The organism is Bradyrhizobium sp. (assembly GCF_052389815.1).
Taxonomy (GTDB): Bacteria; Pseudomonadota; Alphaproteobacteria; order Rhizobiales; family Xanthobacteraceae; genus Bradyrhizobium.
On sequence record NZ_JBQTHN010000034.1, the window covers coordinates 1 to 21,518 of the forward strand.

The window sequence follows — 21,518 nt, forward strand, 5'->3', positions numbered from 1 at the left end:
GCAAGTTGAACCGGCCGGCGTTTAGGCGACGTTAAGAATCCGGAAAAAGCTCCCCATCCGGACCGGAGGATTCTGAACACGGAATCGTGTCCTGATTGTGGGAAGCGCCTTTTTGTTTTGGCATTGCTGCGGACGCTCGTCGGAGCCGCTGTGCGCTATTGGTATTTTAATACCGAAATCGGTTTTGGGTTTAAACCTTTGTTAACATTGCTTGAACTGGCGGGTCTAAGCCTGCACCATTGACGCGAAACCCGGGCGCGATGCCCCAAAGGCGTGGACCGATATGGCGGCATCAGAAGCGGGCGGCGCAGCGGCCTTGTCCGGCCGAGTCACAGCGAGCAGCGGCTCGACGGTATCGCTCTGGGTGGCGGCGGCCATCGTGGTCGCCGATATGGTCGGCGTCGGCGTCTTCACCAGCCTCGGTTTCCAGGTCAAGGACATCCCCAACGGCTTCTCCATCCTGCTGCTCTGGACCCTCGGCGGCATCGTGGCGCTCTGCGGCGTGTTTTCCTATGGCGAGCTCAGTGCGATGTTTCCGCGCTCGAGCGGCGAGTACAATTTTCTCGGCCGCACCTATCACCCGGCGTTCGGCTTCGTCGCAGGCTGGGTGTCGGCGACGGTCGGATTTTCCGCGCCGGTTGCGCTCGCCGCCATGGCTTTTGGCGAATATGGCCGCTCGATCCTGCCGGATGCGCCGCCCCTGGCGCTCGCCATCGGCGTGGTGTGGCTGGTGTCGCTGATCCAGCTCACCGGCATCCGGCATTCCTCGACGTTTCAGATGATCGCCACCATCATCAAGGTGGTTCTGATCGTCGCTTTTCTCGGTCTGGGCTTCGTCATCGGCACGCCGCAACCTGTCTCGTTTGCGCCGCAGTCGTCCGACTTCACCTACGTCCTCAGCGCTCCCTTCGCGATCAGTCTCGTCTTCGTGATGTATTCCTTCTCGGGCTGGAACGCGGCCACCTACATCATCGGCGAGATGAAGATGCCCGAGCGCAACGTGCCGCGCGCCATGCTGATCGGCACGCTGATCGTGCTGGTGCTCTATGTGGCGCTGAATGCGGTGTTCCTGCATACCGCGCCGATCGACAAGCTGGCCGGCCAGATCGACGTCGCGCGGATTTCCGGCAGTCATATCTTCGGCGAGCTCGGCGGCCGCATCGTCGGCGGCATGATCTGCTTCGGCCTGATCTCCTCGATCTCGGCGATGATGTGGATCGGGCCGCGGGTGATGATGACCATGGGCGAGGACATCCCCGCGCTGAGGATATTCTCCCGCAAGTCCGCGAGCGGCGCGCCCGCCTATGCCATCCTGTTTCAGGTTGCAGTAGCCAGCCTGATGCTGTTCACCCGCAGTTTCGAGGCGGTGCTGGAGTTCATCCAGTTCTCGCTCCTGTTCTGTTCGTTCTTCGTGGTGCTCGGAGTCATCAAGCTGCGCATCACCCACCCGGACCTGCCGCGGCCCTATCGTGCCTGGGGATACCCGTTCACGCCGCTGGTTTTCCTGCTCGTGACCGGTTTCATGATGTACTATCTTCTCACCACCCAGCCAAAGCCGTCATTGCTCGGTTTATTGATCATGTTCTCGGGCCTGCTGATCTACGCCATTTTCCGCAAGCAATCCGGCAATGGCCACGCGGCCGCATCCTCGGGTCGCGAATGAAACGCTTTCGATCGCTCACGTCAGTCGCCTTCGCCGCCGCCCTGATGTGGGCGGCTGCCGGCCACGTCCGCGCCGCCGAAGTCACGGCGGACGATACGGCCAGGTTCCTCGCCGGCATGCAGCCCTCGGCCGATTCGCCGCTGATGCCGCTGACCAGGGATCCGTCCTGGCAGCGCCACGCCCGCTTCTTCGACAATGCCTTCGGTCAGCTCGAGCAGCGGCAGCTGTCGAAGATCCGCGCCTGGTCCGAAACCCATCTCGCCGCGCCCAAGCCGACCATGTTCTACATGTTCTCGGGGCCGGACTTCCTCTATGCCAACGCCTTCTATCCGAAAGCGACGACCTACGTGCTGAGCGCATTGGAGCCGCCGGGACAGGTGCCCGATCTGACGAGGCTGCCGCGCGGGGCGATGGGCGCTGCGCTCTACAATGTCGAGCACTCGCTGGGCTCGATCCTCTCTTTCAGCTTCTTCATCACCAAGCAGATGAAGACCGACCTTCGCGCCGGCCAGGTCAGCGGCACGCTGCCGATCCTCTACGTGTTCCTGGCGCGTTCCGGCAAGACCATCAAGAGCGTCACCCCGGTCGCGCTCGATGCCGAGGGGCAGATCAAGACCGGCAACGAAAATCCCGGCCACAATGCGCCGCGTGGCGCGCGCATCGTCTTCGCCGGCTCCGATGGCGTTGAGAAGACGCTGTATTACTTCTCGACCGATCTCTCCAACGGCGGCATCAAGTCGAGCGGCTTCCTGAAATTCTGCTCGACGCTGGCGCCCGGCAACAGCCTGATCAAGAGCGCGTCGTACCTGCTGCATTCCGGCAATTTCACCACGGTGCGCGACTACATCCTCGCCAACAGCGCCACCATCATCCAGGACGATTCCGGCATTCCGCTGCAGTACTACAGCGCCAGGCAGTGGCGTTTCTTCCCGTTCGGCCGCTATCTCGGACCGATCGGTGAGTTCCCGGGCCGCTTCCAGCAGTCCTATGCGGACCTGTTCCGCCGTGCCGAGCCGATCAATTTCGGCATCGGCTATCGCTGGCGCACCAATGAATCGAATTTGTTGCTCTCGGTGAAACTGCCGGGCGACGGCACCGCACCCCCGGAAACCACCTCGTCGGCGGAACCGCCTCCGCTGCCACGCCCGAAGAAGCCGAAGCCGCCGCCGCCCGCGCCGCGCGGCTTCCTGTTCTTTGGCCGCTGATACAGGCCCGCTACCTGCGGACGCGGGTTCGGCGTGATCAAGGCCGCGCTGACACGAGCGCCGGTCGCAACGCTCACGAAGGCGGCGCGTTGACGCCGCGCCAGCGGCCGTAGCGCCAGGGCAAATACCAGCGCGCACCTTCAGGTTTCGTGTCGGGAACAAAGTCGATGCCCGACGTGCCCCAGGGCTGGCAGCGCAGCAGCCGTGCCAGCGTCATCCAGCCGCCGCCCCACAGGCCGAAACGCGCAATCGCCTCGTCGGCATAGGCCGAGCATGTCGGCAGATGCCGGCAGTTGTAGCCGACCAGCAGCGACAGCGTGTGGCGATAGAGCCAGATCATGCCGCGGCCTGCGTTACGCGGCAGGCGCATCAGCGCGCTCGCGCAGTCGGGACAGTAGTGTTGCGGTGCATGCTTCATGTGCGGTCTATCGTGATCACGACCGTAGTCTTGCGGGGGTTCCAACGCACGGAACCCTTATCTTGCAGGTATTTACGCCACAGTTGCAAAATATCGCACGCCAAGGGTGGCAGTGCAGCAAAGGTGTTATAGACGAGACCGGTCAGCACAGTTACCGTTTTGATAACGCGGCGATGACAGAATCATGTCGCGTTTTGGGGGGCCGTCGCAGCCGCATTGTTGGGGCTTGGGGAAGGAACCAAATTGAGACTTTTGAGGTCGCTCGAAATTCGCGGCTGGACGCTGATCGGCGCAACCGCCCTATGTCTCGCTTTGCCCGGCGCGATCACGACGTCTGGCATTTCGGCGAAGGCCGGCGTCACGCTGGAAGAGCGCAAGCTGCCGATGCGCTTCAACTGGGTGGAGTGCAAGCCCAACTGCCGCGGCTGGATCAGCGCAGTCGGTATCGTCACCGCGGATAGTCCGCGCGACTTCGATGAATTTGCCCGGGGGCGCGACTTGGCCGGCGCCACCATCGTGTTCGATTCCAGCGGCGGCTCGGTGAACGACTCCATCGCGCTCGGCCGCCGTTTCCGCAACCTCGGCATGCTCACCACGGTGGGCATCAGCCTGCGCGGCGACAAGGCGACGGGCGCCCGCGTCGTTCCGGAAGCCTATTGCGAGTCGATGTGCGTGTTCCTGCTGCTGGCCGGCAAGACGCGCTACGTGCCCGAGGCGGCGCGCGTCCGCGTCCACCAGATCTGGATGGGCGACCGCGCCGACGACGCCAAGGCCGCAAGCTACACCGCGCAGGATCTGATGATCGTCGAGCGCGACATCGGGCGTCTGGCAAAATACACCTTCGACATGGGCGGCACCGGCGATCTCTTGTCGCTGTCGCTGAGCGTGCCGCCGTGGGAAGACCTTCACCGGCTGACGCCGTCCGAATTGCGGCTGACCAATCTGGTGACGACGGATTTGGTCGCCGACGTGCTGCCGCGCGACAACCCGGTGCCGGTTGCGGAAGCCAAGCCGAAGGCCGTGCAGGACCGCCTCGTCAGCACGCCCGTCGCTGGCGGCGCGCAAGTGCCGGCAAAGGGCACCAAGACGGCGGAAGCGCAGACCGGCGGCGTGGCGCCGGCCGACAAGGCGGGTCACGAAGAGTCCGCGCAGGAGAAGCCCGCGCAGCAGGAGAGTCTCTCCAGGTAGCAGGCCCCGTCCCCTCATAGGTGCGTGGCTAGAGGACTACGCCGGCTGCGTCGTCTTCGCCTCGATCTGGCCGATCGCGTCGACCACGGCGTCGAACGTCAGCATGGTCGAGGCATGGCGGGCCTTGTAGTCGCGTACCGGCTCGAGCAGCGCGATGTCGGCCCATTTGCCATCCGGCGGCGCGCCGTCTTCCTTCAGCATTTTGCGAACGGTTTCGCGCAACTCACGCAATTCGCTCGCATTTGAGCCGACGACATGTCTCGCCATGATGGACGAAGAAGCCTGCCCAAGCGCGCAGGCCTTCACGTCATGGGCGAAGTCGGTGACGACGGGGCCGTCCATCTTGAGGTCGACCTTCACGGTCGAGCCGCACAGCTTTGAATGCGCGGTGGCGCTGGCATGGGGATCGGGGAGGCGGCCCAAGCGCGGAATGTTGCCCGCCAGTTCGATGATCCGCTTGTTGTAAATGTCGTTCAGCATAGATCGAAGTCCAGCGTTCCCCGCTCGGGGCGCGCCCTTGGCGGCCCCGGTACACGGCCCTATATATGTGCCGGAACGGCGGAAATACAGCCCGCCGCTCGGCGCCCCCATGCGGGATTTGCAGGGCAATTCCCCAGTGGCGGTGCTAGGATGGCAAAATAAGCTATCACGTTAGCTAAGGGGACTCAGGCGTCCGGCGGCAGCGATCCGCCCCGTCTGCCCGGTGACACATCCGGCCCGTGGGCCGGTCGAACGGAGACGACATGGCCGACGCACTGATCAAATCCCTCAATCCGCGCAAGGCGCCGGAAACCCGCCCCGCCGAGCTCGATCCTTCCGAATTCCTCGCAGCCGCCGTCCGCGCCGACCTGCCGCGCCCCTCGCGCGCCGAGGCCGAGCAGGCCGTGCATACCCTGCTCAGCTACATCGGCGAGAACCCCGCCCGCGAGGGCCTGCTTGACACGCCGCGCCGCGTGGTCGAGGCCTTTGACGAACTCTATCAGGGCTACCACCAGTGCCCGGCTGAAGTGCTCGACCGCACCTTCGGCGAGACCGCCGGCTATGACGATTTCGTGCTGGTGCGCGACATCGAGTTCACCTCGCAGTGCGAGCACCACATGATGCCGTTCTACGGCAGGGCGCACATCGCCTATACGCCGGTCGAGCGGGTGGTGGGCCTGTCGAAGCTGGCGCGGCTGACGGATATCTTCGCGCGCCGCCTGCAGACCCAGGAGCATCTCACCGCACAGATTGCCGCAGCCATCGACGAGATCATGAAGCCGCGCGGCGTTGCCGTGCTGGTCGAGGCCGAGCATACCTGCATGTCGGTGCGCGGCGTCGCCAAGCATGGCGCGACGACCTTCACCAGCCGCTACACCGGCATGTTCCGCGACAATCCGGCGGAGCAGTCGCGTTTCCTTTCCATGGTGCGAGCACCGCAGCGGTGACCTCGCACTGACGATGCGAGGTTACCTTGTCCAATCCTGCCGATGTTGATCGCGAAGAGGGCTTGAGCTTTCAACCCAGGTTCGATGCGTCCGGTCTCGTCACCTGCGTCGCCACGGATGCTGCGACCGGCGACGTGCTGATGGTCGCGCACATGAACGACGAGGCGCTGCGCAAGACCATCGCCACCGGCGAAGCCTGGTACTTCAGCCGCTCGCGCGACGCGCTTTGGCGCAAGGGCGAGAGCTCCGGCCACACCCAGCGCGTGGTCGAGATGCGCACCGATTGCGACCAGGATGCGGTCTGGATCCGGGTGGAGCAGGCGGGCGCCGCCTGCCACACCGGCCGACGCTCGTGCTTCTATCGCGCAGTGAAGGGCGAGGGCGGCGAGGTGAGCCTGGCGTTGGTCGACGCGGAGCGCGTGTTCGATCCGAACTCGGTGTATCGGAAATAGTTGTTGTCGTCATTCCGGGGCGATGCGAAGCATCGAACCCGGAATCTCGAGATTCTCGGGGGCGCCATTGCGCCCCATAGTTCGCGCTCTGCGCGCCCCGGAATGACAGCCGGTAGAGTCTTAACCCGCCATTAACCATAATCGCCGCACTGTGACGGACAGGCGTGGGCGCTGGGTGGGCGCCCAGTAAGACCGCGCGGGGGTTTCGCGAGGCGCGAGGCACCAACACATGTCGGTCGAATCAATCAGTGCTACGGCCGCGGCGGCGATCGATCCGGTGCGGCTCGATCCGTCGCGCCTGAAGATCGCTACCTCGATCAAGCAGGCCTCGACCAGCACCGGCGCCAGCTTCGAGTACCTGCTCGCCACCGCCAAGATGGAGTCGAACTTCAATCCGAAGGCGGCGGCGACCACCTCGTCGGCGCGCGGGCTCTACCAGTTCATCGACCAGACCTGGCTCGGCACCGTGAAGGAGGCGGGCGCCCAGCTCGGCTACGGCAAATATGCCAACGCGATCTCGAAGTCATCCTCGGGCGCCTATTACGTCAACGATCCTTCGATGCGCGATTCCATTATGAAATTGCGCAACGATCCGGATGCGGCCTCTTCAATGGCGGCGGTGCTGACGCAGTCGAACAGCTTCAAGCTCACCGGCAGGATCGGCCGCCGCCCGACCGACAGCGAACTCTACATGGCGCACTTCATGGGGGTCGGCGGAGCGGCAAAACTTATCTCCAACGCCGAGGACAATCCGAACGCCTCCGCCGCGCGGCTGTTTCCTAATGCTGCCGCCGCCAACCGTTCGATCTTCTACGAGAAGGGCACCGGCCGTGCACGCTCGGTCTCCGAAGTCTACTCGGTGTTGGCCACGCGCTACGCGGCGGCCACCAACGCCAGGGACACCCGCACCGCCTTCGCCGCCCTCGGCGGCGTGGCGAAGCCGACGGCGGTTGCTAGCATCGCCGCACCACCTGCGGCCAGCGCGGCTACTGTGGACAGCGCCAGTTTCCTTTCCATCATTCCGGACACGCGCGCCGTGACGCCGGTGAAGGCTGCAACAGGAACGGAATTGAAGACCGCGTCCTTGCCGCAGCAGGAGCCGATGTTCCGCACCCTGTTCCAGGCTGGCGACCGCGCCCAGCCGATCTCGCCAGCGGTGCAGGAACTGTGGGGCAGCTCGTCGGCGCGCGTGAGCTTGGCCTCGGCCGTTCCCACGACGCCGGAGGTCCGCGCCCCCGGCCGGCTCGATCTCTTCAGCGATCGCGACGGCACGTTCTCGAGCTGACGGCGGCTATCGCCTCGATTGAGCCGGGATGATTTTTCCCGACTCGTGGAAGATGCGTCCGCCGTCCGGGCCGAACCTGATGCCGAATTCAAAGGATGATGCCCCGGAGGACTTCCGGCCGTCCGTTGGATTGCTCAGGTTGAAGTCAACAATGCCGTCGACCCGGCACGTCGATTTGCCTTCGTCGCATGATGTGCGGATCGTCTCGGTGCGCAGCCGGTAGAAGCGGACCGGCCAGCGGGCGACGTATCGCTCCTTGTCCTTCAAGACCTGCGCACGCGGCGTCAGCTTGCCGTAATAGTCGACCTGTTCGTCGATGCTCTGCCGCGCGTAGTCGAGATATTGCGCCGAGCTTCCTTCCGAGCGGACCATGTCATTGGCGACGAAGGCGAGCGCGCGCTGCGCCAGCCCGGGTGGATTGTCCGGCACTCTCGAAGCAGAGGTTTGCGGTGGCGGCGAAGGCTGCGGCCTCGATGGCTGCGGCTGCACGGTCGCGACCTCCTGTCCGCCTTGCCCGGCAAAATAGAAGGCGCCGTCGATCGGCGATGAGGAAACCCACGGCTGTTGCGCGCCGCCGGTCGCCCGCTTCACCGACAGCCCGACTTGATTGAAGGTCTGGAACACGTCGAGGCCGGGCTTGCGCATGGTTTCCGACAGGGCCTGCGAGTAGGGGCTGTGGTTGCCCGCGCCATCAAGCGCGACATTGCCGGGCTGCGTTGCATAGGACAGCAGCGTGCCCTCGGGCGCGCGGATTTGCGCCAAGCCGCTTTCGGACGAGCGCAGTCCGCGACCGCCGAACGGATTGTTGCGGCACGCATCGAGGATGACGAGGTTGAGCTTGGTGCCCGATCCTTCCATCTGCCGCAGGATCAGGGCGACATCGACCATCTGGAAATCCACGTCGGCTTCGCGCACCGGATTTGCAGACACGGGAACCAGATAATTTGAGCCGCGGGTCTGGACGCCGTGCCCTGCGTAGTAGAACAGGGCGACGTCGGCGCCGATCAGCTGGCTACCGAAGGTCTGCACGGCCTTGTCGAAAGCAGGCTTGTCGAGATTGACCTGTGCGGTGCCACCGACCAGCGCGAATCCGACGCTGCGCAGCGTCTCGGCGATCAGGGTCGCATCGTTCTGTGCGTTGGCGAGCGGTGTGATGTTCTGGTAGCCGGCATTGCCAACGACAAGCGCGATGCGTCTTTCCGCGCTCGCCGGCGAAGCCACCAGCGACAGCAGCAGGAGGACCGATCCCAAACGCATCATCCGCCGCCCCCGGTCGAAAATTACCGAGCAAGACTAGCCAGTTGCTCTGCCCCAAGACATCCGAAATTCGGGGGAGGCAGGGCGCCGGGGAGTACGTCCGCGAACCCGGCGCTTAACGAAACGTCAATAAACCCAAAGAGTTATGGTGAACCCTTTGTTAAGCCTCATGGTTTATTTTTCGTGACAGTGGCATCGCGTCACGGTGTCGTCGCAAGTTGCGTAAGCCGGAAAGACCATGATCGTTCGGCAGTTTATCAGTTGGGTCAGAAACGCGTCCGCCGGTGAGCGGGCGGAGGCCACGCGCTCTCTGGCGCGGGCCTGGTTGATCTCGGATCTTTCCGAAGACGACCGCGCCGCGGCCGAAGGCGCGCTGCTGATGCTGCTCGACGATCCGTCGCCGCTGGTACGCCGGGCGATGGCGGAAGTATTTTCCCGCAGCACCGATGCGCCCGCCGCGATCGTGCAGGCGCTGGCGGTCGACCAGCCCTCGGTGTCGCTGCCCATCCTCGAACATTCGCCGCTGCTGATCGACGCCGATCTCGTCGACATCGTCGCCACCGGCAACGAAGCGACGCAATGCGCGATTGCGCGCCGCATCAGCCTGCCGGCTTCCGTTTGTGCGGCGATCGCCGAAGTCGGCACGGCGTCGGCCGCGCTGGAGCTGATCGAAAATCCCTTTGCCGAGCTCGCGCCGTTCTCCTGGGACCGCATCGTCGAGCGCCACGGCCATCTCGCCGCCATCCGCGAGGCCATGCTGGTGCTGGAAGGCCTCCCCGCAGCGACGCGCTACGCGCTGGTGACAAAACTCTCCGACACGCTGGCGCAGTTCGTGGTCGCCCGCAACTGGCTCTCGGCCGACCGGGCAGGGCGCATCGCCGTCGAGGCGCGCGACCGCTCCACAGTGCATATCGCAGCCCGCTCCGGCGGCACCGACATGGAAGGCCTGGTGCGGCACCTGCGCGCCACCGGCCATCTCACCGCCGGTCTCATCCTGCGCACGCTGCTGTCGGGCAATCTCGACCTGTTCCATTGCGCGCTTGCCGAGCTCTCCGGCCTGCCGCTGGCCCGCGTCAGCGCACTGCTGCACGACCGCGGCCGCGCCAGCCTCAATGCGCTGCTGATCAAGGCCGGCCTGCCGGAGTCCACCTTTGCCGCCTTCCAGGTGGCGATCGATGTCGGCCAGGAGATCGGCTTTGCCGACAGCGCCGGCGCCGCCGCGCGGCTGCGCCGGCGCATGGTCGAGCGCGTATTGACCCACTGCGAGACCGACGGCCGCTCGGCCGAGCCGCTGCTCATCCTGCTGCGCCGCTTTGCGACCGAATCCGCCCGCGAGGAAGCGCGCCTGTTCTGCGAGGAGCTGGTGGCGGAAGATGCGATCGCGCCGTTCCACGACGACCTGATCGCGGCGTAAGGGACGCTGTTTCCGCAAACTCATTGTCGTCCCTGCGAACGCAGGGACCCATAACCACAGCCGTCAATTGGGTTAGAAGGTAACGCCGGCCCTCACTTCACGGATGGGCTGCGGAGTATGGGTCCCTGCGTTCGCCGGGACGACAATTGTGCGCGGGGCGATAGCTAAACGCTTCACTCCGCCGGCGCGATGCTCGGGGCGAGGATCGCCTCGAGATGTTCGGGGCGGTCGCGATTGGCCTTGGTAAGGAATTCGTCCGCGATGCCGCGAAGCTGGCGGCTCAGCTCGTTCGCCATGGCGACGGTGTCGAGCTTGGTGCGCTGGCGTACGATCGCCTGCACGGCGTTGATGTGATGCATGATCAGGTCGCCCGGCACCTTCGCAAGATCCGGCGCGTGCTCGATGATGCGGCAGAGGCTATCGGCGGCAGCGCCGGCGGAGGGGAAGCCGAACGTCACGGCGTCGCCCTTGATGTCATGGGCGGCGCGGAACAGCTCGCCGCGACTTTCGTCGCTGAAGCCGCCGCTGCGGATCGCGTCCCATGCCGCCGACAGGCGGTCGGCCTCGATCGCCATCCAGTTCTTGAATTCGCCCGACAGCCCCTCCAGGGCCTGTTCGGCGCGCGCCACCGGATCGTCGCGATCGTCGTCCGGCACGCGCCGCAGCACGTTGCGCAGCGGATTGGGCTGCATGATCACGTGATGGGTGGCGTAGGCCTTGACCTCGATATCGCCGGGCTTGTTCTTCGCCATAACGTCGCTCCCCGCGCCTAGATCCCGGACCGCGCCTTGTCGAGCAGCGAAGGCTGCTGCATCACTTCCATCTCACCGCCGACGCGCCGCTCGGGGCCGATATAGGTGTTGACCGTGTTGCGGCGGCGGTCCGGCCCGAAATAGGTCTTGGTCTTGATGAAGGGGCGGGGGTTGGCGACCACGTTGAGGATGCGCTGGTACAATCCCTTGGCCGAGATCGGCTTGGCCAGGAATTCGGTGACGCCGGCATCGCGCGCCACGGTGACGCGGCGCTTTTCCGAATGACCGGTGAGCATGATGATCGGCGCGTAGGGGTTCCCCTTGGAATCCGGCTGACGGATCATCTGCGCCAGCTCGATGCCGTCGAAGATCGGCATCGCCCAGTCGGTGATGACGATGTCGGGCACATAGTGGGTGTACATCTCGAGCGCGGTGGCGCCGTCCTCGGCTTCATAGACCTCGCGGGCGCCGAAGGAGTGCAGCAGCGTGCGCAGGATGCGCCGCATGTGCGGGTTGTCGTCGCAGACGAGGAAACGCAGCTTGTTGAAGTCGATGCGAAACATGGTGCGGCCCTTGCGGGGAAGGCGCGGTATACCCCGCATTAACCATATCGCCGTGTGGGTTAACGAATGGTTTCGGCCGGCCGCAGGCAAGGGCGAGAAGGGCTGGTTTAATTCCCGAACTGCTCGCGCAAGATGCGCTCCTCCAGGCTGTGCCCGGGGTCGAACAGCATGCGCATCGAGATTGTCTTGTCCGAGAGCACCTCGACACGGGTGACGTTGCGCGCCTCGTCATGGTCGGCGACCGCCGCCACCGGGCGCTTGGCGCTGTCGAGCACCTCGATGACGACGTAGGCGGAGTTGGGTAGCAGGGCGCCGCGCCAGCGCCGCGGCCGGAACGGGCTGATCGGGGTGAGCGCCAGCAGCGAAGCGTTGATCGGCAGGATCGGGCCCTGCACGGAGAGGTTATAGGCGGTCGAGCCCGCCGGCGTCGCCACCAGGATGCCGTCGGCGATCAGCTCAGCCATGCGCTCGCGTTCGTCGATCAGGATACGCAGGTGCGCCGCCTGATGGGTCTGGCGGAACAGCGCGACCTCGTTGATGGCGTGGTGGATGTGCACGTCGCCATGGATGTCGGTCGCGCGCATCTTCAGGGGATTGATCAGCGACTCCCGCGCCGCCGACAGGCGGGCGTGCAAATCGTGGGTGGAGAACTCGTTCATCAGGAATCCGACGGTGCCGCGGTGCATGCCGTAGATCGGCTTGCCCGTGTGCATGTGCCGATGCAGCGTCTGCAGCATCAAGCCGTCACCGCCGAGCGCCACCACCACGCCGGCATCGTCGGCATCGTGATTTCCGTAGATGTCGGCCAGCTGATTCAGCGCCGCCTGCGCCTCGCTGCTCGCGCTCGCGACGAAGGCGATCTTTTCGTACCGCTTGGACATGGGGCAGGCTACTCGTAACCGGGGGCGCGAGGGCGCTACCCGCTCGTCTATCGTACCTTGGCGGCTCCTGTCGAGACGAGGAAGCCCTGCCTAAAGGCAGGGTAAACGAAAACGGGCGGCTGCATGGCACCCGCCCGACAAAGGTTTACCGAGTGCGGCGCCCTCAGTATTTGGCGACGACGGTGGCACCCGGAGAGAAGCGGTAGTTGACGCCGATCTTGACCTGGCTCTGGGTCGGATGGGCGGACCGGCAAGGTCGATGGCACGCTCAATCCGCCGACCTCGGCCGCGCTCAGCCGTTACATGAAGATCGAGGGACAGCCGACTGAAAACGTGAAGGTGACCGAGGCGCTGGTCGCCGAACTCGCCAAGCATGCAACCCGGGTCTGCCCGATCGAGTGCAAGGCCGGGGATACGCTGAAGGGTGAGACCTGTATTGCCGACGAGAAGAAGGCCCCCGCGGTGGCTGCCAAGCCGAAGCGCGACGAGGACGAGCCCTCGTGCCGCAAGCAGGCCGCGCGCCCGAAACCTGCGTCCGAACCGGCTGCGCCGCGCGCGAAGCAGCAGGCCGTGGCGCGTCCGAGCATCGTGAGCGGTGGCCGCCCCAGCACGATGATCGGCGTCGGCTTCTGAGCCCGCGTCAGCCTGGCCGGCCGGCTGTTTCTCCTGCCCGGCTATTTCTCCTGCAACGTCCGCACCGGATCCCAGTCCGCGCCCGGCGGGGCGTCAGCCAGTTGCCGCGCACGGTCGCGGAACATCGCCGCCGGCCTGTCGTTCAAGGCCGACCGGCTGAAGCTTGCTGCCGCCGCCGAAAACTCCCGGGCCCGCCAGTGCGCCAGGCCCTCGGCGTAGTCGGAAACGGCCGCCTTTCGAGCCTCCGTCAGCTCCGGCGCCCGCGCCAGCAACTCGTAGACCTTCAGCGCCTGCGTCCGACCCTTCACCCTGATGGCGTCGAGCTCGCGCCAGGCAAAGCCCGAGCCCGCGAGCTGGACGCTGGTCTCGGAGGCTATGATCGTGGTGCCGTAGAATTTATTGGCGCCTTCCAGCCGCGAGGCGAGGTTCACCGCATCTCCCATCACGGAGTAGTTGAACCGCCGCCGCGAACCGAGGTTGCCGACCAGCGCCTCGCCCGAATTGATGCCGATGCGCTGTGCCAGGGGATGCTCCCTGAACGCCGCGGCGTCGCGGTTGAGCTCGGCGAGCTTCGCGCAGCAATCCAGCGCGGCGCGCGCTGCGTTCCCGGCGTGGTCGGGATCGTCGGCCGGGGCGCCGAACACGGCGACGATGGAGTCTCCGATATATTTGTCGACATAGCCGCCATGGCTCTCGATGATGTCGGTCATGGCCGACAGGTACTCGTTCATCAGCGCCGTGAGGCTCTCCGGCGTAGTCTGCTCCGCTATCTTGGAAAAGCCCTCGATGTCGGAGAAGAACACCGAGACCTCGCGCGTCTCGCCGCCGAGCTGGGGCAGCTTGCGTGAATTCACCATGCGGTTGACGACGTCGGGCGCGAGATAGAGTCCGAAGCTCTTTTGCAGCAGCCGCCGGTCCTTGTCGGCGACCACGAAGCGGTAGCCGATGGTGAGCGCCAGCGCGCCGAGCCCCGCGATGAATGGCTCGACGATCGGGATCACCGTCCCGTACCTGAATGCGACGACGGCGTCGACGAGGCCGACGGCGGCAAGCAAGATGAAGGCGGCCGCCGCTCCCAGGGGCGCAAACAGCAGCGCGCCGGCCGCCGCGACCGCTGCAATCAGCAGCGCGATGGCGAAGGCGGCAGGCTTGCCGAGCTCGACCGCCGCCTCGTTGCGCATCAGGTTGTTGACGGCAGTGGCGTGGATATAGATGCCCGCGATCGAGCTGTGCCTGAAGCCGGTCAGGACGGGCTTGGCGTCGCCCGCGCAGCGCGGCGCCCGCACGCCTTCAAGACCGGTGGCGAAGCGCTTCGACGTCAGGCGGCGATCCTGGTCGTCGAGCACCGTGCCGAGGATCACGATCTTGCCGTCGAAGGCGCGCTTGAAATAGTCCTTGTCGTTCTTCATCGCGCAGGCGCGCAGATCGGCAAGGGAATAGGTCGGGATGTCGTCGGCGCCGCCCTCGAAATTGACCGTCAGGGTGTTCGGCACCGCGGCCGGAATCTTGTAGCCGGCGAGCGTCACCGATCCGTCGGCGGCGAACTCCGGTTTCGCATTCTGCGCGCGTGCGGCGAGCTCCAGCGCCATGCCGGACACTCTTGCGCCGTTGACGGTAAAGCTCAGCGGCATGCGGCGCACGACGTCGTCGCCGTCCGTTACCGTATTGAGCGGGCGAATGTTCTGCTGCTGGCGCACGGCGACGCGCTGGCCGGGCGAGGGCCGGATCGGATCGCTGCCGCGCAACTGTTCGCCCAGAACCAGCTTGCCTGGCGCTGCGGCGGTGGCGAGCGCGCGCAGGAAGGCGCGGTCGAAGCCCTGTACTCTTTCGCCGAGCATGCCTTCGCCGAACGGAATCTCCGACTGCTCGAGCGAGGTCGGAATGATGGTGTCGAAGCCGACGACCTTGGCGCCGCCTTCGACGATGGAGTTGATCACGCGGCCGATCTCGCCGGTCCAGGTCAGCGTCGGCGAGCCCTTGAAGGGTGCCGCGCGAAAAGTCTCCTCGTCGATCGCCACCACCACCGCCGGCGATGACGCCGGACTATGGCGGTTGCCGAACATCTCGAAACGGAGTGCCGTGAGGATGTCGAGCGACAGCCCATGGATGCGGTCCAGCGCCGGGGAGACGGCAACGCCGGCGCAAGCGAGCGCGATCGCGGTGGCCGCAATCGCATCCCGCGTGACGCGCCGTGCGTTCAAAACGGGAAACCGGTACTAATCGAGGCGTATCAGGCGACCGACGATCGGCGTCGGACCGGGCTTTGCGTTCGCATCCACCAGGAACACGATCCTGGCCTTGCCGAACGATGCGGAATAGATGCCGCCCGGAGTAAGCGCGCGGCTGGTGCCGGCGAAATCGTAGAACCTGCCTCTTGCCTGGCTTCCATTGAGCTCGACCTGCTGGCGCTCGCCCTTGACGTCGAGCCGCTCGAGGACGAGCGTGCCCTTGCCCCTGGCTTCCACCATCGGCGAAGCACCGTACAGGGTGAGTTGGGTCGTGATCTTCGGTCCGCTCTTGCTGCTGGCGAGGCTGCGCAGCACGGTGGCGGCGGCCTCACTGGTGGCCTTGGTCGTGGCGTGCGACTGGGTGGAATCGCATTCGGTCTTCTCGCGCTTGACGTCGGAGAACTGCACGAAGCTCTCGTCGGTGCCGACGATGACGGTGCCGAGCCCGCTGATCGTCTCGCGCTGGCAGGACTTCAGGTAGGAGATCGTGACGGAACCGCCCGCCGGGACCTTGATCACCATCTTCGGCCGCAGATAGTCCATGAACTCGGCACCGGTGACCTTGCCCTGCACCTCCTCGACGACTGCGACCGGCGTTTCGGCAGCGGCAGGCCCTGCCAGCGCCAAAAGTCCGAGACAGACGGCCATCGTTCGCTTCATTTTAAAAATCCCTCGAGTTGGAGAGGCTCGCTCTCCGTCATCCGGCCCTGTTCGGGCGTATTCGGCATATCGGTCGGCGGCGCCAGCGAATGTGACTGATATCACTTAGCGGCCGGCGAGGACAACATGGCCGCGCGACTGGTAGTCGCATCAACCCGGCGCAAAGTTCGACGCTGGCGCGTTTGTGACTTCCATTCGTTTCCCCCGTTCTGGACGATGCGGGCTGCCGCTGCGTTGGAACCCGCACGACAATTGCGGCAGATGCAGGGAGACGACGGATGATCAATTTTCTTGCCGCGCCGCGCTACGGGCGTGCGCCTATGCTGGCGGCGCTGCTGGCTCTCGCGGTTGCGGCGGGCGCCCACGCCCAGGATGCGGGCGGCGCAAGGCAGGATCAGCCGGCGCACGCGGCGAAGGGGCCTTCGGGCCAGAAAGGCGGGACCGGACAAGAAGCGCCGTCCGCGGCGGACCGGCACGGTCTGCCGCCGGATTCCACCACCAGGCATACGCTTGAGCTGCCCGGCCGCACGTTGTCCTTCTCGGCGGTCGCCGGATCGATCCGCTTGTTCAACGAGAAGCGCGAGCCGCAGGCCGACGTCGCCTACACGTCCTATCAGCTCGATGGCGCCGACCGTGGCGCGCGGCCCGTTACGTTCTTCTTCAACGGCGGACCGGGCGCCTCGTCGGCCTGGCTGCAGCTTGGCGACGCTGGCCCGTGGCGGCTGTCGATCACGGGAGAGGGCGCGGTTGCCTCCGCAACGCCTGACCTTTTGCCCAATGCGGAGACCTGGCTCGATTTCAGCGATCTCGTCTTCATCGACCCCGTCGGCACCGGCTACAGCCGTTTTGTCGCGACCGGTGAGGAGGCGCGGCGACACATCTGGTCGGTCGATGGCGACGTCGATTCGAACGCGCTGGTGATCCGCCGCTGGCTCGAGAAGCACGACCGGCTGCCGTCGCCGAAATACATCGTCGGCGAGAGCTATGGCGGCATTCGCGGGCCGAAGGTCGTGCACAATCTGCAGACGAGGCAAGGCGTCGGCGTGCGCGGATTGATCCTGGTCTCGCCCGTGCTCGATTTCCGCGACTGGTCCGGCTCGAGCCTCCTGCAATATGTCGCCCGCCTGCCGACCATGGCGGCGGTGGCGCGGGAGGCCAAGGGGCCGGTGACGCACAAGGATCTTGCCGACGTCGAGCGCTACGCGCGTGGCGAATATCTGATGGATCTCGTCAAGGGCCAGGCCGACGTCGCGGCCACCAACCGCATGGCCGATAGGGTCGCAAGCCTTACCGGCATTGACGCCGCGGTGACGCGCCGCCTGGCGGGTCGGCTCAGCGTCGGCGAGTTCCGCCGTGAGTTCGATCGCAAGAACGGCAAGGTCACCGGCCGCTACGACGCCTCCGTGATGGGCTTCGATCCCTTTCCCGATTCGGGTTACGGGCAGTTCGGCGATCCCTCCGGCGATTCGCTGATGGCGCCGCTGACGAGCGCTGCCGTCGACCTCACGACGCGCAAGCTGAACTGGCGTCCCGACGGGTCCTATCACCTGCTCAACGACGCCGTCGGCGGCGCCTGGAATTTCGGCCGCGGCCGCGAACCTGCCGAGTCGGTCTCCCAGCTGCGCCGTGCGCTGGCGCTCGATCCCACCATGAAGGTCCTGGTCGCGCACGGCCTGTTCGATCTCGCAACGCCCTATTTCGGGACGCGGATCGCGCTCGACCAGCTGCCGGCCTATGCCGGCCCCGACCGCGTCAGGTTCGCGGTCTATCCGGGCGGCCACATGTTTTACTCGCGCGAAGGCGCACGGAAGGCATTCCGCGACGAGGTGCAGGCACTGATGAAGTGATGGCGCGTTGACAAAACAAAACCGACAAAACAAAACCGGCGCGGCGTCGCCGCCGCGCCGGTTGTGTTGGATCGATCTCGATCAGTACACGAGCCCGGTGCCGGGCGCCTTTTCGAGCGCGGAGGCAAGCGAGCGATACTCATCGCTTTGCGTGCCGGCGAGGGCCGCGATGCGGCTCAGGTGATACTGCGCCTGGTCGCGGTTGCCCTGTTCGACCTGCCACAGACCGTAATACTGCCAGGTCTTGACGTGGCCCGGATCGGCCTTGAGCGCGCGCTCGTACCAGATCTGCGACACCTTGTAGTCGCCGAGCTTGCGGTAGGAATAGCCGATCAGGTTGGCGACCGCCGCAGTGTCGTCGCGGCGCAGCGCCTTCAGCTGCTGGATGGCGGACGCGTATTCGCCGCGCTCGTAGATCGCGGCATGGGCGGCGCGATAGCCGGCGGCGAAAGCGGCGTACTCTCCACTGGGGCGCAGCTCGCTGGATTTCTTTTTCTTCTTGCCGCTGTCGGACGGCGGCGGCGGGCTGTTGTCGGGCGCGGCGTACGCGCCGGTCACGACGGGTGCGGCCGCCAGCGCGATCGAGAAAAGTCCAAGCGTCAATAGCTTCGCGTATTTCCTCATGCAGTTCTCCTGTTCACGTCGTGACGGTCAGTTAGACTAGCCCGGTTCCCGGCGGCTTTTCCAGTGCCTCGGCCAGCGAGCGATATTCCTCGCTCGCAGATACCGCGGCAATGCGTCTCTCCCGATTCCCGATGGCCCGGCATTCGAGCCTGCACGGTTGAACAACCGGGCTGCCGGGATATTCCCCGCCCGGTCCGGCAGATGACAAACATGTCATCGAGATGAACGAATGCCTCTTATCGGCTTCAGCGGCGGTTCACGGCAAGGCCGCTAGCCTCCTCGACATGATCGGCGAGCCCGGGATGGGAACTGCGCGGATCCCTTCAGGAGGACGAAGAAGATGTTCAAGACGATTTCCGCGGGCCTGCTCGCCGTTTCCGTTCTGACGGCTCCCGCGCTCGCCTCGCCGTACCGGAGCACGGATGCGCCGGTGATCTGGGCTGCGCCCTACGGCGTGAGGGTGCTAGACGCCAATGCGCACTGGGGGCGTCATCATCGTCACCACCGCTGGCACTTCCACCATCGTCATCACCGCCACCACCATCACCACTACTACGACCATCACCGCTACTGGCGCTGATTGACTGTTCCCCGGGGGACGCCGTCCGATCCACATTGCCCCGCAGCGTCCAACGGGTACCAGGCCCGGCCCGTCCGTCATTGCTTCCCCAATGGCGGCGGGCCGGTGCTTTTGACCGGGGTTGCGAATTCCATTTTGCGGCCGAAGCGTCTAGTTTTCCGCGAGCCGACAATCCCTTGGTTTTCGCATTCGATGAAGCTGTCACCTCGCGCGACGATCGCGCTGCTGCCGCTCCTGCTTTCCGCCTGTTTCAGCACCGGCGAGGAGAGCAGGGGCATTTCCTTCACCGACGACCGCGGCGTTTCCAGCCAGCCCTATCCCAGCAACCACAAGGGCGAAGTGCTGGCGTTCATGCGGACCTACCTGAACAACCCGGTCGGAATACGCGAGGCGCAGATGGCCGAGCCGGTGCAGCGCACGGTCGGGGGGCGGCTGCGCTATGTCAGTTGCCTGCGCTACACCGCCCGCGAGTCCGACGGGAGCTACCGCGAACCGCGGGAGCGGGCCGTGGTCTATGTCGATGCGCGCCTCGACCGGGTGCTGGAGAATCCCGGCGACGCCTGTGCCGGCGCCACTTACGCGTCCTTCCCGGAATTGGAAAAGCTGACCCGGTAATGGTTCGACGCGCCGGCTGCGGCGTTGCGGCCGACCGGGCGGCGCCACCCGATCACGTTTCGGCGAGCGGCTCGAACCCGATTGTGGCCTCAATCGACCAATCTCCGGGCGCAAAGCGTGTTGTGATGGGCGAAAAAATCCCTATTTCCCCTTGGAACAAAAGGGCTTTGTGGCTGCCCTGTCACAGTTGTGGACGTTCACTGCCGCAGAGCAACCTAACTCGAGCCACGTTGTTTGAAGAGTGTCGTTCTGAATAACGGGGATCAACCAATGCAGAAGAGCATTCTCGGCGCAGCTGGCCTTGCGGTCGCTCTGGCGGCCCTCGGGGGCCCGGCGTTTGCGGCTGACATGCCGGCCCGTCCCTACACCAAGGCGCCGGCCTATACGGCGCCGGCAGTGGTCTATAACTGGACCGGGTTTTACATCGGCGGCCATGTCGGCGGCGCTTTCGCGGGCGACAACAGCCTGCAGAGCAGCGACGCCCGCTTCCTCGGCGGCGTACAGGCCGGCTTCGACTATCAGCTCGCCCCCAACTGGGTGCTCGGCGCGGAAGCGCAGTACTCCTGGCTGGGCGGCGGCAACAACAACAATTTGGTCTTCCCGGCGGGCACCGTCGTGAGCGGCAGGGTCGCCGACCAGATCGGCTCGGTGACCGGCCGCCTCGGCTACACCTGGGGTCCGGCGCTGCTCTATGCCAAGGGCGGTTACGCCTGGCGTGACGGCAACAATATCGGCGTGACGGTGGCCGGTGCGCCCGCAGGCTTCACGACCTCCGGCAACAGCAAGGACGGCTACACCGTCGGCGCGGGCCTGGAGTACCTGTTCGCCCCCAACTGGTCGGCCAAGGCCGAGTACCAGTACTACAATTTCGGCAACACCACCTTCACCGCCGGCTCCGCCGATGTCGTCGGCACCCGCTTCAACAACGACGAGCACAGCGTCAAGGTCGGCGTGAACTACCGCTTTGGCTGGGGCGGCCCGTCCGCCGCCAGATATTGAGACCCTGGTTTGCATGACTTGGGAAAAGGCCGGCGCAAGCTGGCCTTTTCTGTGTTTGGCCTGCGCTCGGCCTGCGATGCGACGAGGTGCGGCAAAATAATTTTCGCCGTGCACGAAACTTTCACAGTGCATGCGCTATTATGTTCGCTGTCGGGGCTGGCGGACAAACAAACATGCGTGCTTTTGCGTTAGGGCTGATCCTTTCGGCGTTCACCGTGCCGTGCTTCGCTCAAACCGTCCTGAAATCCGAACCCCTCGTTTTGGCGCCTTATGAGATCGCCTTCGTGCAGGATTCCTCCTGCGGCGCGGGCAGGGTGCTCAAGGTGACCGGCGCGATCCGCGGCCTGCACCGCAAGAAGGTCTGCGTGGCGCTGGGTTCGGCACAGGCTTCGCTGGTGAGCGCGACGCCGTAAGGGTCGATGATATCTTCCTGAAAGCAGGTCCCGCCACCCGCGAGGACCAGATGTGGCGCCGTTCCCGCCGGCTAGACCAGCTCGGGCTCGAGACGGGCTTCGCGCTCGGCGTCGGCCTTGTTTCTGGCGGGGTCTTCATTGGCCTCGCACTGGCAGGGCCTTATCTCATAGTCGTTGTCCAGCACCGGGCGGGGGCCCGGGACGGCGCCGTCCGACACGACATCGACCACCAGCCCGGACCGTCTGGCAATCTTCCAGACGTCGGCTTCGGTCGGATAGGCCTTGCTCAGCTTTGAGTCGCTGGAGAAGAGCGCATACGGCATTGGGTTCGGCTCCATCGAAACCAACAACGCCTTGGAAGCAAACGCGGTTTCGGCTTCGATCGTGCCCCCACCATCACGGGCCGGTGAGGGC

23 protein-coding genes are annotated in these 21,518 nt (G+C 65.3%); 13 read left to right on the plus strand and 10 right to left on the minus strand.

Annotated elements, in window-relative coordinates:
* The first annotated feature begins 283 nt into the window (after positions 1-283).
* Entirely contained in the window at positions 284-1,663 is a 1,380-nt protein-coding gene (locus tag ACT4OC_RS07665) for an APC family permease (RefSeq protein ID WP_444838371.1), read from the plus strand.
* The gene (locus tag ACT4OC_RS07670) at positions 1,660-2,868 is read left to right on the plus strand and encodes a hypothetical protein (RefSeq protein WP_444838372.1); all 1,209 of its coding nucleotides are present in this window, start codon (positions 1,660-1,662) and stop codon (positions 2,866-2,868) included. The genes ACT4OC_RS07665 and ACT4OC_RS07670 overlap by 4 nt, the downstream gene beginning before the upstream one ends.
* 73 nt (positions 2,869-2,941) lie before the next feature.
* Here the strand turns inward: ACT4OC_RS07670 and yidD are convergent, their stop codons facing one another.
* A complete protein-coding gene (gene yidD, locus ACT4OC_RS07675; protein WP_444838373.1) occupies positions 2,942-3,286 on the minus strand; it encodes a membrane protein insertion efficiency factor YidD in 345 nt (114 codons plus the stop codon).
* Between the two features lie 243 nt (positions 3,287-3,529).
* Between yidD and ACT4OC_RS07680 the strand changes: the two genes are divergently transcribed.
* Entirely contained in the window at positions 3,530-4,474 is a 945-nt protein-coding gene (locus tag ACT4OC_RS07680; RefSeq protein WP_444838374.1) for a hypothetical protein, read from the plus strand.
* 36 nt (positions 4,475-4,510) lie between these two features.
* Here the strand turns inward: ACT4OC_RS07680 and ACT4OC_RS07685 are convergent, their stop codons facing one another.
* A complete protein-coding gene (locus tag ACT4OC_RS07685) occupies positions 4,511-4,954 on the minus strand; it encodes an iron-sulfur cluster assembly scaffold protein (protein WP_444838375.1) in 444 nt (147 codons plus the stop codon).
* Between the two features lie 263 nt (positions 4,955-5,217).
* On the opposite strand from ACT4OC_RS07685, the gene folE reads away from it, so the two are divergent.
* The 3 genes from folE (at position 5,218) to ACT4OC_RS07700 (ending at position 7,638) form a co-directional block, all read left to right on the plus strand.
* A complete protein-coding gene (gene folE / locus ACT4OC_RS07690; RefSeq protein WP_444838376.1) occupies positions 5,218-5,901 on the plus strand; it encodes a GTP cyclohydrolase I FolE in 684 nt (227 codons plus the stop codon).
* Positions 5,902-5,927: 26 nt separating this feature from the next.
* The gene (gene hisI / locus ACT4OC_RS07695; RefSeq protein ID WP_444838377.1) at positions 5,928-6,353 is read left to right on the plus strand and encodes a phosphoribosyl-AMP cyclohydrolase; all 426 of its coding nucleotides are present in this window, start codon (positions 5,928-5,930) and stop codon (positions 6,351-6,353) included.
* Between the two features lie 229 nt (positions 6,354-6,582).
* On the plus strand, positions 6,583-7,638 hold the full coding sequence (locus ACT4OC_RS07700; RefSeq protein WP_444838378.1) for a transglycosylase SLT domain-containing protein: 1,056 nt from the start codon (positions 6,583-6,585) through the stop codon (positions 7,636-7,638).
* Between the two features lie 6 nt (positions 7,639-7,644).
* Here ACT4OC_RS07700 and ACT4OC_RS07705 read toward each other — a convergent pair whose 3' ends face one another.
* A complete protein-coding gene (locus tag ACT4OC_RS07705; RefSeq protein WP_444838410.1) occupies positions 7,645-8,895 on the minus strand; it encodes a caspase family protein in 1,251 nt (416 codons plus the stop codon).
* A 238-nt stretch (positions 8,896-9,133) separates the two neighbouring features.
* Here ACT4OC_RS07705 and ACT4OC_RS07710 point away from each other — a divergent pair, with 238 nt between their 5' ends.
* Positions 9,134-10,309, plus strand: coding sequence for a DUF2336 domain-containing protein (locus ACT4OC_RS07710; protein ID WP_444838379.1), 1,176 nt, complete (start codon positions 9,134-9,136; stop codon positions 10,307-10,309).
* 173 nt (positions 10,310-10,482) lie between these two features.
* Here the strand turns inward: ACT4OC_RS07710 and ACT4OC_RS07715 are convergent, their stop codons facing one another.
* The 3 genes from ACT4OC_RS07715 to ACT4OC_RS07725 all read right to left on the minus strand — a co-directional run bounded on the left by ACT4OC_RS07715 (position 10,483) and on the right by ACT4OC_RS07725 (position 12,505).
* Complete coding sequence (locus tag ACT4OC_RS07715) at positions 10,483-11,061, minus strand: Hpt domain-containing protein (RefSeq protein ID WP_444838380.1); 579 nt, start codon at positions 11,059-11,061, stop codon at positions 10,483-10,485.
* Between the two features lie 17 nt (positions 11,062-11,078).
* Entirely contained in the window at positions 11,079-11,624 is a 546-nt protein-coding gene (locus ACT4OC_RS07720) for a response regulator (protein ID WP_291609061.1), read from the minus strand.
* A 107-nt stretch (positions 11,625-11,731) separates the two neighbouring features.
* The gene (locus ACT4OC_RS07725) at positions 11,732-12,505 is read right to left on the minus strand and encodes an NAD kinase (RefSeq protein ID WP_444838381.1); all 774 of its coding nucleotides are present in this window, start codon (positions 12,503-12,505) and stop codon (positions 11,732-11,734) included.
* A gap of 303 nt (positions 12,506-12,808) precedes the next feature.
* Between ACT4OC_RS07725 and ACT4OC_RS07730 the strand changes: the two genes are divergently transcribed.
* Positions 12,809-13,138 (plus strand): hypothetical protein, encoded by a 330-nt coding sequence (locus ACT4OC_RS07730; RefSeq protein ID WP_444838382.1) that lies wholly within the window; start codon positions 12,809-12,811, stop codon positions 13,136-13,138.
* Positions 13,139-13,179: 41 nt separating this feature from the next.
* Here ACT4OC_RS07730 and ACT4OC_RS07735 read toward each other — a convergent pair whose 3' ends face one another.
* Together ACT4OC_RS07735 and ACT4OC_RS07740 are read right to left on the minus strand one after the other, a co-directional pair.
* Entirely contained in the window at positions 13,180-15,339 is a 2,160-nt protein-coding gene (locus tag ACT4OC_RS07735; protein ID WP_444838383.1) for an adenylate/guanylate cyclase domain-containing protein, read from the minus strand.
* Between the two features lie 15 nt (positions 15,340-15,354).
* Complete coding sequence (locus ACT4OC_RS07740) at positions 15,355-16,026, minus strand: hypothetical protein (protein ID WP_444838384.1); 672 nt, start codon at positions 16,024-16,026, stop codon at positions 15,355-15,357.
* A 278-nt stretch (positions 16,027-16,304) separates the two neighbouring features.
* On the opposite strand from ACT4OC_RS07740, the gene ACT4OC_RS07745 reads away from it, so the two are divergent.
* On the plus strand, positions 16,305-17,873 hold the full coding sequence (locus tag ACT4OC_RS07745) for a S10 family peptidase (protein ID WP_444838385.1): 1,569 nt from the start codon (positions 16,305-16,307) through the stop codon (positions 17,871-17,873).
* Between the two features lie 81 nt (positions 17,874-17,954).
* On the opposite strand, the gene ACT4OC_RS07750 is transcribed toward ACT4OC_RS07745, so the two are convergent.
* Entirely contained in the window at positions 17,955-18,497 is a 543-nt protein-coding gene (locus ACT4OC_RS07750) for a tetratricopeptide repeat protein (RefSeq protein ID WP_444838386.1), read from the minus strand.
* Between the two features lie 340 nt (positions 18,498-18,837).
* On the opposite strand from ACT4OC_RS07750, the gene ACT4OC_RS07755 reads away from it, so the two are divergent.
* From ACT4OC_RS07755 to ACT4OC_RS07770, 4 genes are all read left to right on the plus strand, one after another.
* Complete coding sequence (locus ACT4OC_RS07755) at positions 18,838-19,077, plus strand: His-rich protein BRANT (protein WP_444838387.1); 240 nt, start codon at positions 18,838-18,840, stop codon at positions 19,075-19,077.
* A gap of 192 nt (positions 19,078-19,269) precedes the next feature.
* Positions 19,270-19,692, plus strand: a complete 423-nt coding sequence (locus ACT4OC_RS07760; protein ID WP_444838388.1) for a hypothetical protein — start codon at positions 19,270-19,272, stop codon at positions 19,690-19,692.
* 270 nt (positions 19,693-19,962) lie between these two features.
* Entirely contained in the window at positions 19,963-20,691 is a 729-nt protein-coding gene (locus ACT4OC_RS07765) for an outer membrane protein (RefSeq protein WP_444838389.1), read from the plus strand.
* A 173-nt stretch (positions 20,692-20,864) separates the two neighbouring features.
* Positions 20,865-21,104: a hypothetical protein gene (locus ACT4OC_RS07770; RefSeq protein WP_444838390.1), complete on the plus strand. Its 240-nt coding sequence runs from the start codon at positions 20,865-20,867 to the stop codon at positions 21,102-21,104.
* Between the two features lie 71 nt (positions 21,105-21,175).
* Here ACT4OC_RS07770 and ACT4OC_RS07775 read toward each other — a convergent pair whose 3' ends face one another.
* On the minus strand, positions 21,176-21,427 hold the full coding sequence (locus ACT4OC_RS07775) for a hypothetical protein (protein ID WP_444838391.1): 252 nt from the start codon (positions 21,425-21,427) through the stop codon (positions 21,176-21,178).
* Positions 21,428-21,518 lie beyond the last annotated feature (91 nt).

What these genes read in the sequence shown, in the direction of transcription:
- ACT4OC_RS07665 (WP_444838371.1), top strand. Translation starts at nt 284, where the DNA reads ATGGCGGCATCAGAAGCGGGCGGCGCAGCGGCCTTGTCCGGCCGAGTC.
- ACT4OC_RS07670 (WP_444838372.1), top strand. Translation starts at nt 1,660, where the DNA reads ATGAAACGCTTTCGATCGCTCACGTCAGTCGCCTTCGCCGCCGCCCTG.
- yidD (WP_444838373.1), bottom strand. Translation starts at nt 3,286, where the DNA reads ATGAAGCATGCACCGCAACACTACTGTCCCGACTGCGCGAGCGCGCTG.
- ACT4OC_RS07685 (WP_444838375.1), bottom strand. Translation starts at nt 4,954, where the DNA reads ATGCTGAACGACATTTACAACAAGCGGATCATCGAACTGGCGGGCAAC.
- folE (WP_444838376.1), top strand. Translation starts at nt 5,218, where the DNA reads ATGGCCGACGCACTGATCAAATCCCTCAATCCGCGCAAGGCGCCGGAA.
- ACT4OC_RS07700 (WP_444838378.1), top strand. Translation starts at nt 6,583, where the DNA reads ATGTCGGTCGAATCAATCAGTGCTACGGCCGCGGCGGCGATCGATCCG.
- ACT4OC_RS07705 (WP_444838410.1), bottom strand. Translation starts at nt 8,895, where the DNA reads ATGCGTTTGGGATCGGTCCTCCTGCTGCTGTCGCTGGTGGCTTCGCCG.
- ACT4OC_RS07710 (WP_444838379.1), top strand. Translation starts at nt 9,134, where the DNA reads ATGATCGTTCGGCAGTTTATCAGTTGGGTCAGAAACGCGTCCGCCGGT.
- ACT4OC_RS07715 (WP_444838380.1), bottom strand. Translation starts at nt 11,061, where the DNA reads ATGGCGAAGAACAAGCCCGGCGATATCGAGGTCAAGGCCTACGCCACC.
- ACT4OC_RS07720 (WP_291609061.1), bottom strand. Translation starts at nt 11,624, where the DNA reads ATGTTTCGCATCGACTTCAACAAGCTGCGTTTCCTCGTCTGCGACGAC.
- ACT4OC_RS07725 (WP_444838381.1), bottom strand. Translation starts at nt 12,505, where the DNA reads ATGTCCAAGCGGTACGAAAAGATCGCCTTCGTCGCGAGCGCGAGCAGC.
- ACT4OC_RS07730 (WP_444838382.1), top strand. Translation starts at nt 12,809, where the DNA reads ATGAAGATCGAGGGACAGCCGACTGAAAACGTGAAGGTGACCGAGGCG.
- ACT4OC_RS07740 (WP_444838384.1), bottom strand. Translation starts at nt 16,026, where the DNA reads ATGAAGCGAACGATGGCCGTCTGTCTCGGACTTTTGGCGCTGGCAGGG.
- ACT4OC_RS07745 (WP_444838385.1), top strand. Translation starts at nt 16,305, where the DNA reads ATGATCAATTTTCTTGCCGCGCCGCGCTACGGGCGTGCGCCTATGCTG.
- ACT4OC_RS07750 (WP_444838386.1), bottom strand. Translation starts at nt 18,497, where the DNA reads ATGAGGAAATACGCGAAGCTATTGACGCTTGGACTTTTCTCGATCGCG.
- ACT4OC_RS07755 (WP_444838387.1), top strand. Translation starts at nt 18,838, where the DNA reads ATGTTCAAGACGATTTCCGCGGGCCTGCTCGCCGTTTCCGTTCTGACG.
- ACT4OC_RS07760 (WP_444838388.1), top strand. Translation starts at nt 19,270, where the DNA reads ATGAAGCTGTCACCTCGCGCGACGATCGCGCTGCTGCCGCTCCTGCTT.
- ACT4OC_RS07765 (WP_444838389.1), top strand. Translation starts at nt 19,963, where the DNA reads ATGCAGAAGAGCATTCTCGGCGCAGCTGGCCTTGCGGTCGCTCTGGCG.
- ACT4OC_RS07770 (WP_444838390.1), top strand. Translation starts at nt 20,865, where the DNA reads ATGCGTGCTTTTGCGTTAGGGCTGATCCTTTCGGCGTTCACCGTGCCG.
- ACT4OC_RS07775 (WP_444838391.1), bottom strand. Translation starts at nt 21,427, where the DNA reads ATGCCGTATGCGCTCTTCTCCAGCGACTCAAAGCTGAGCAAGGCCTAT.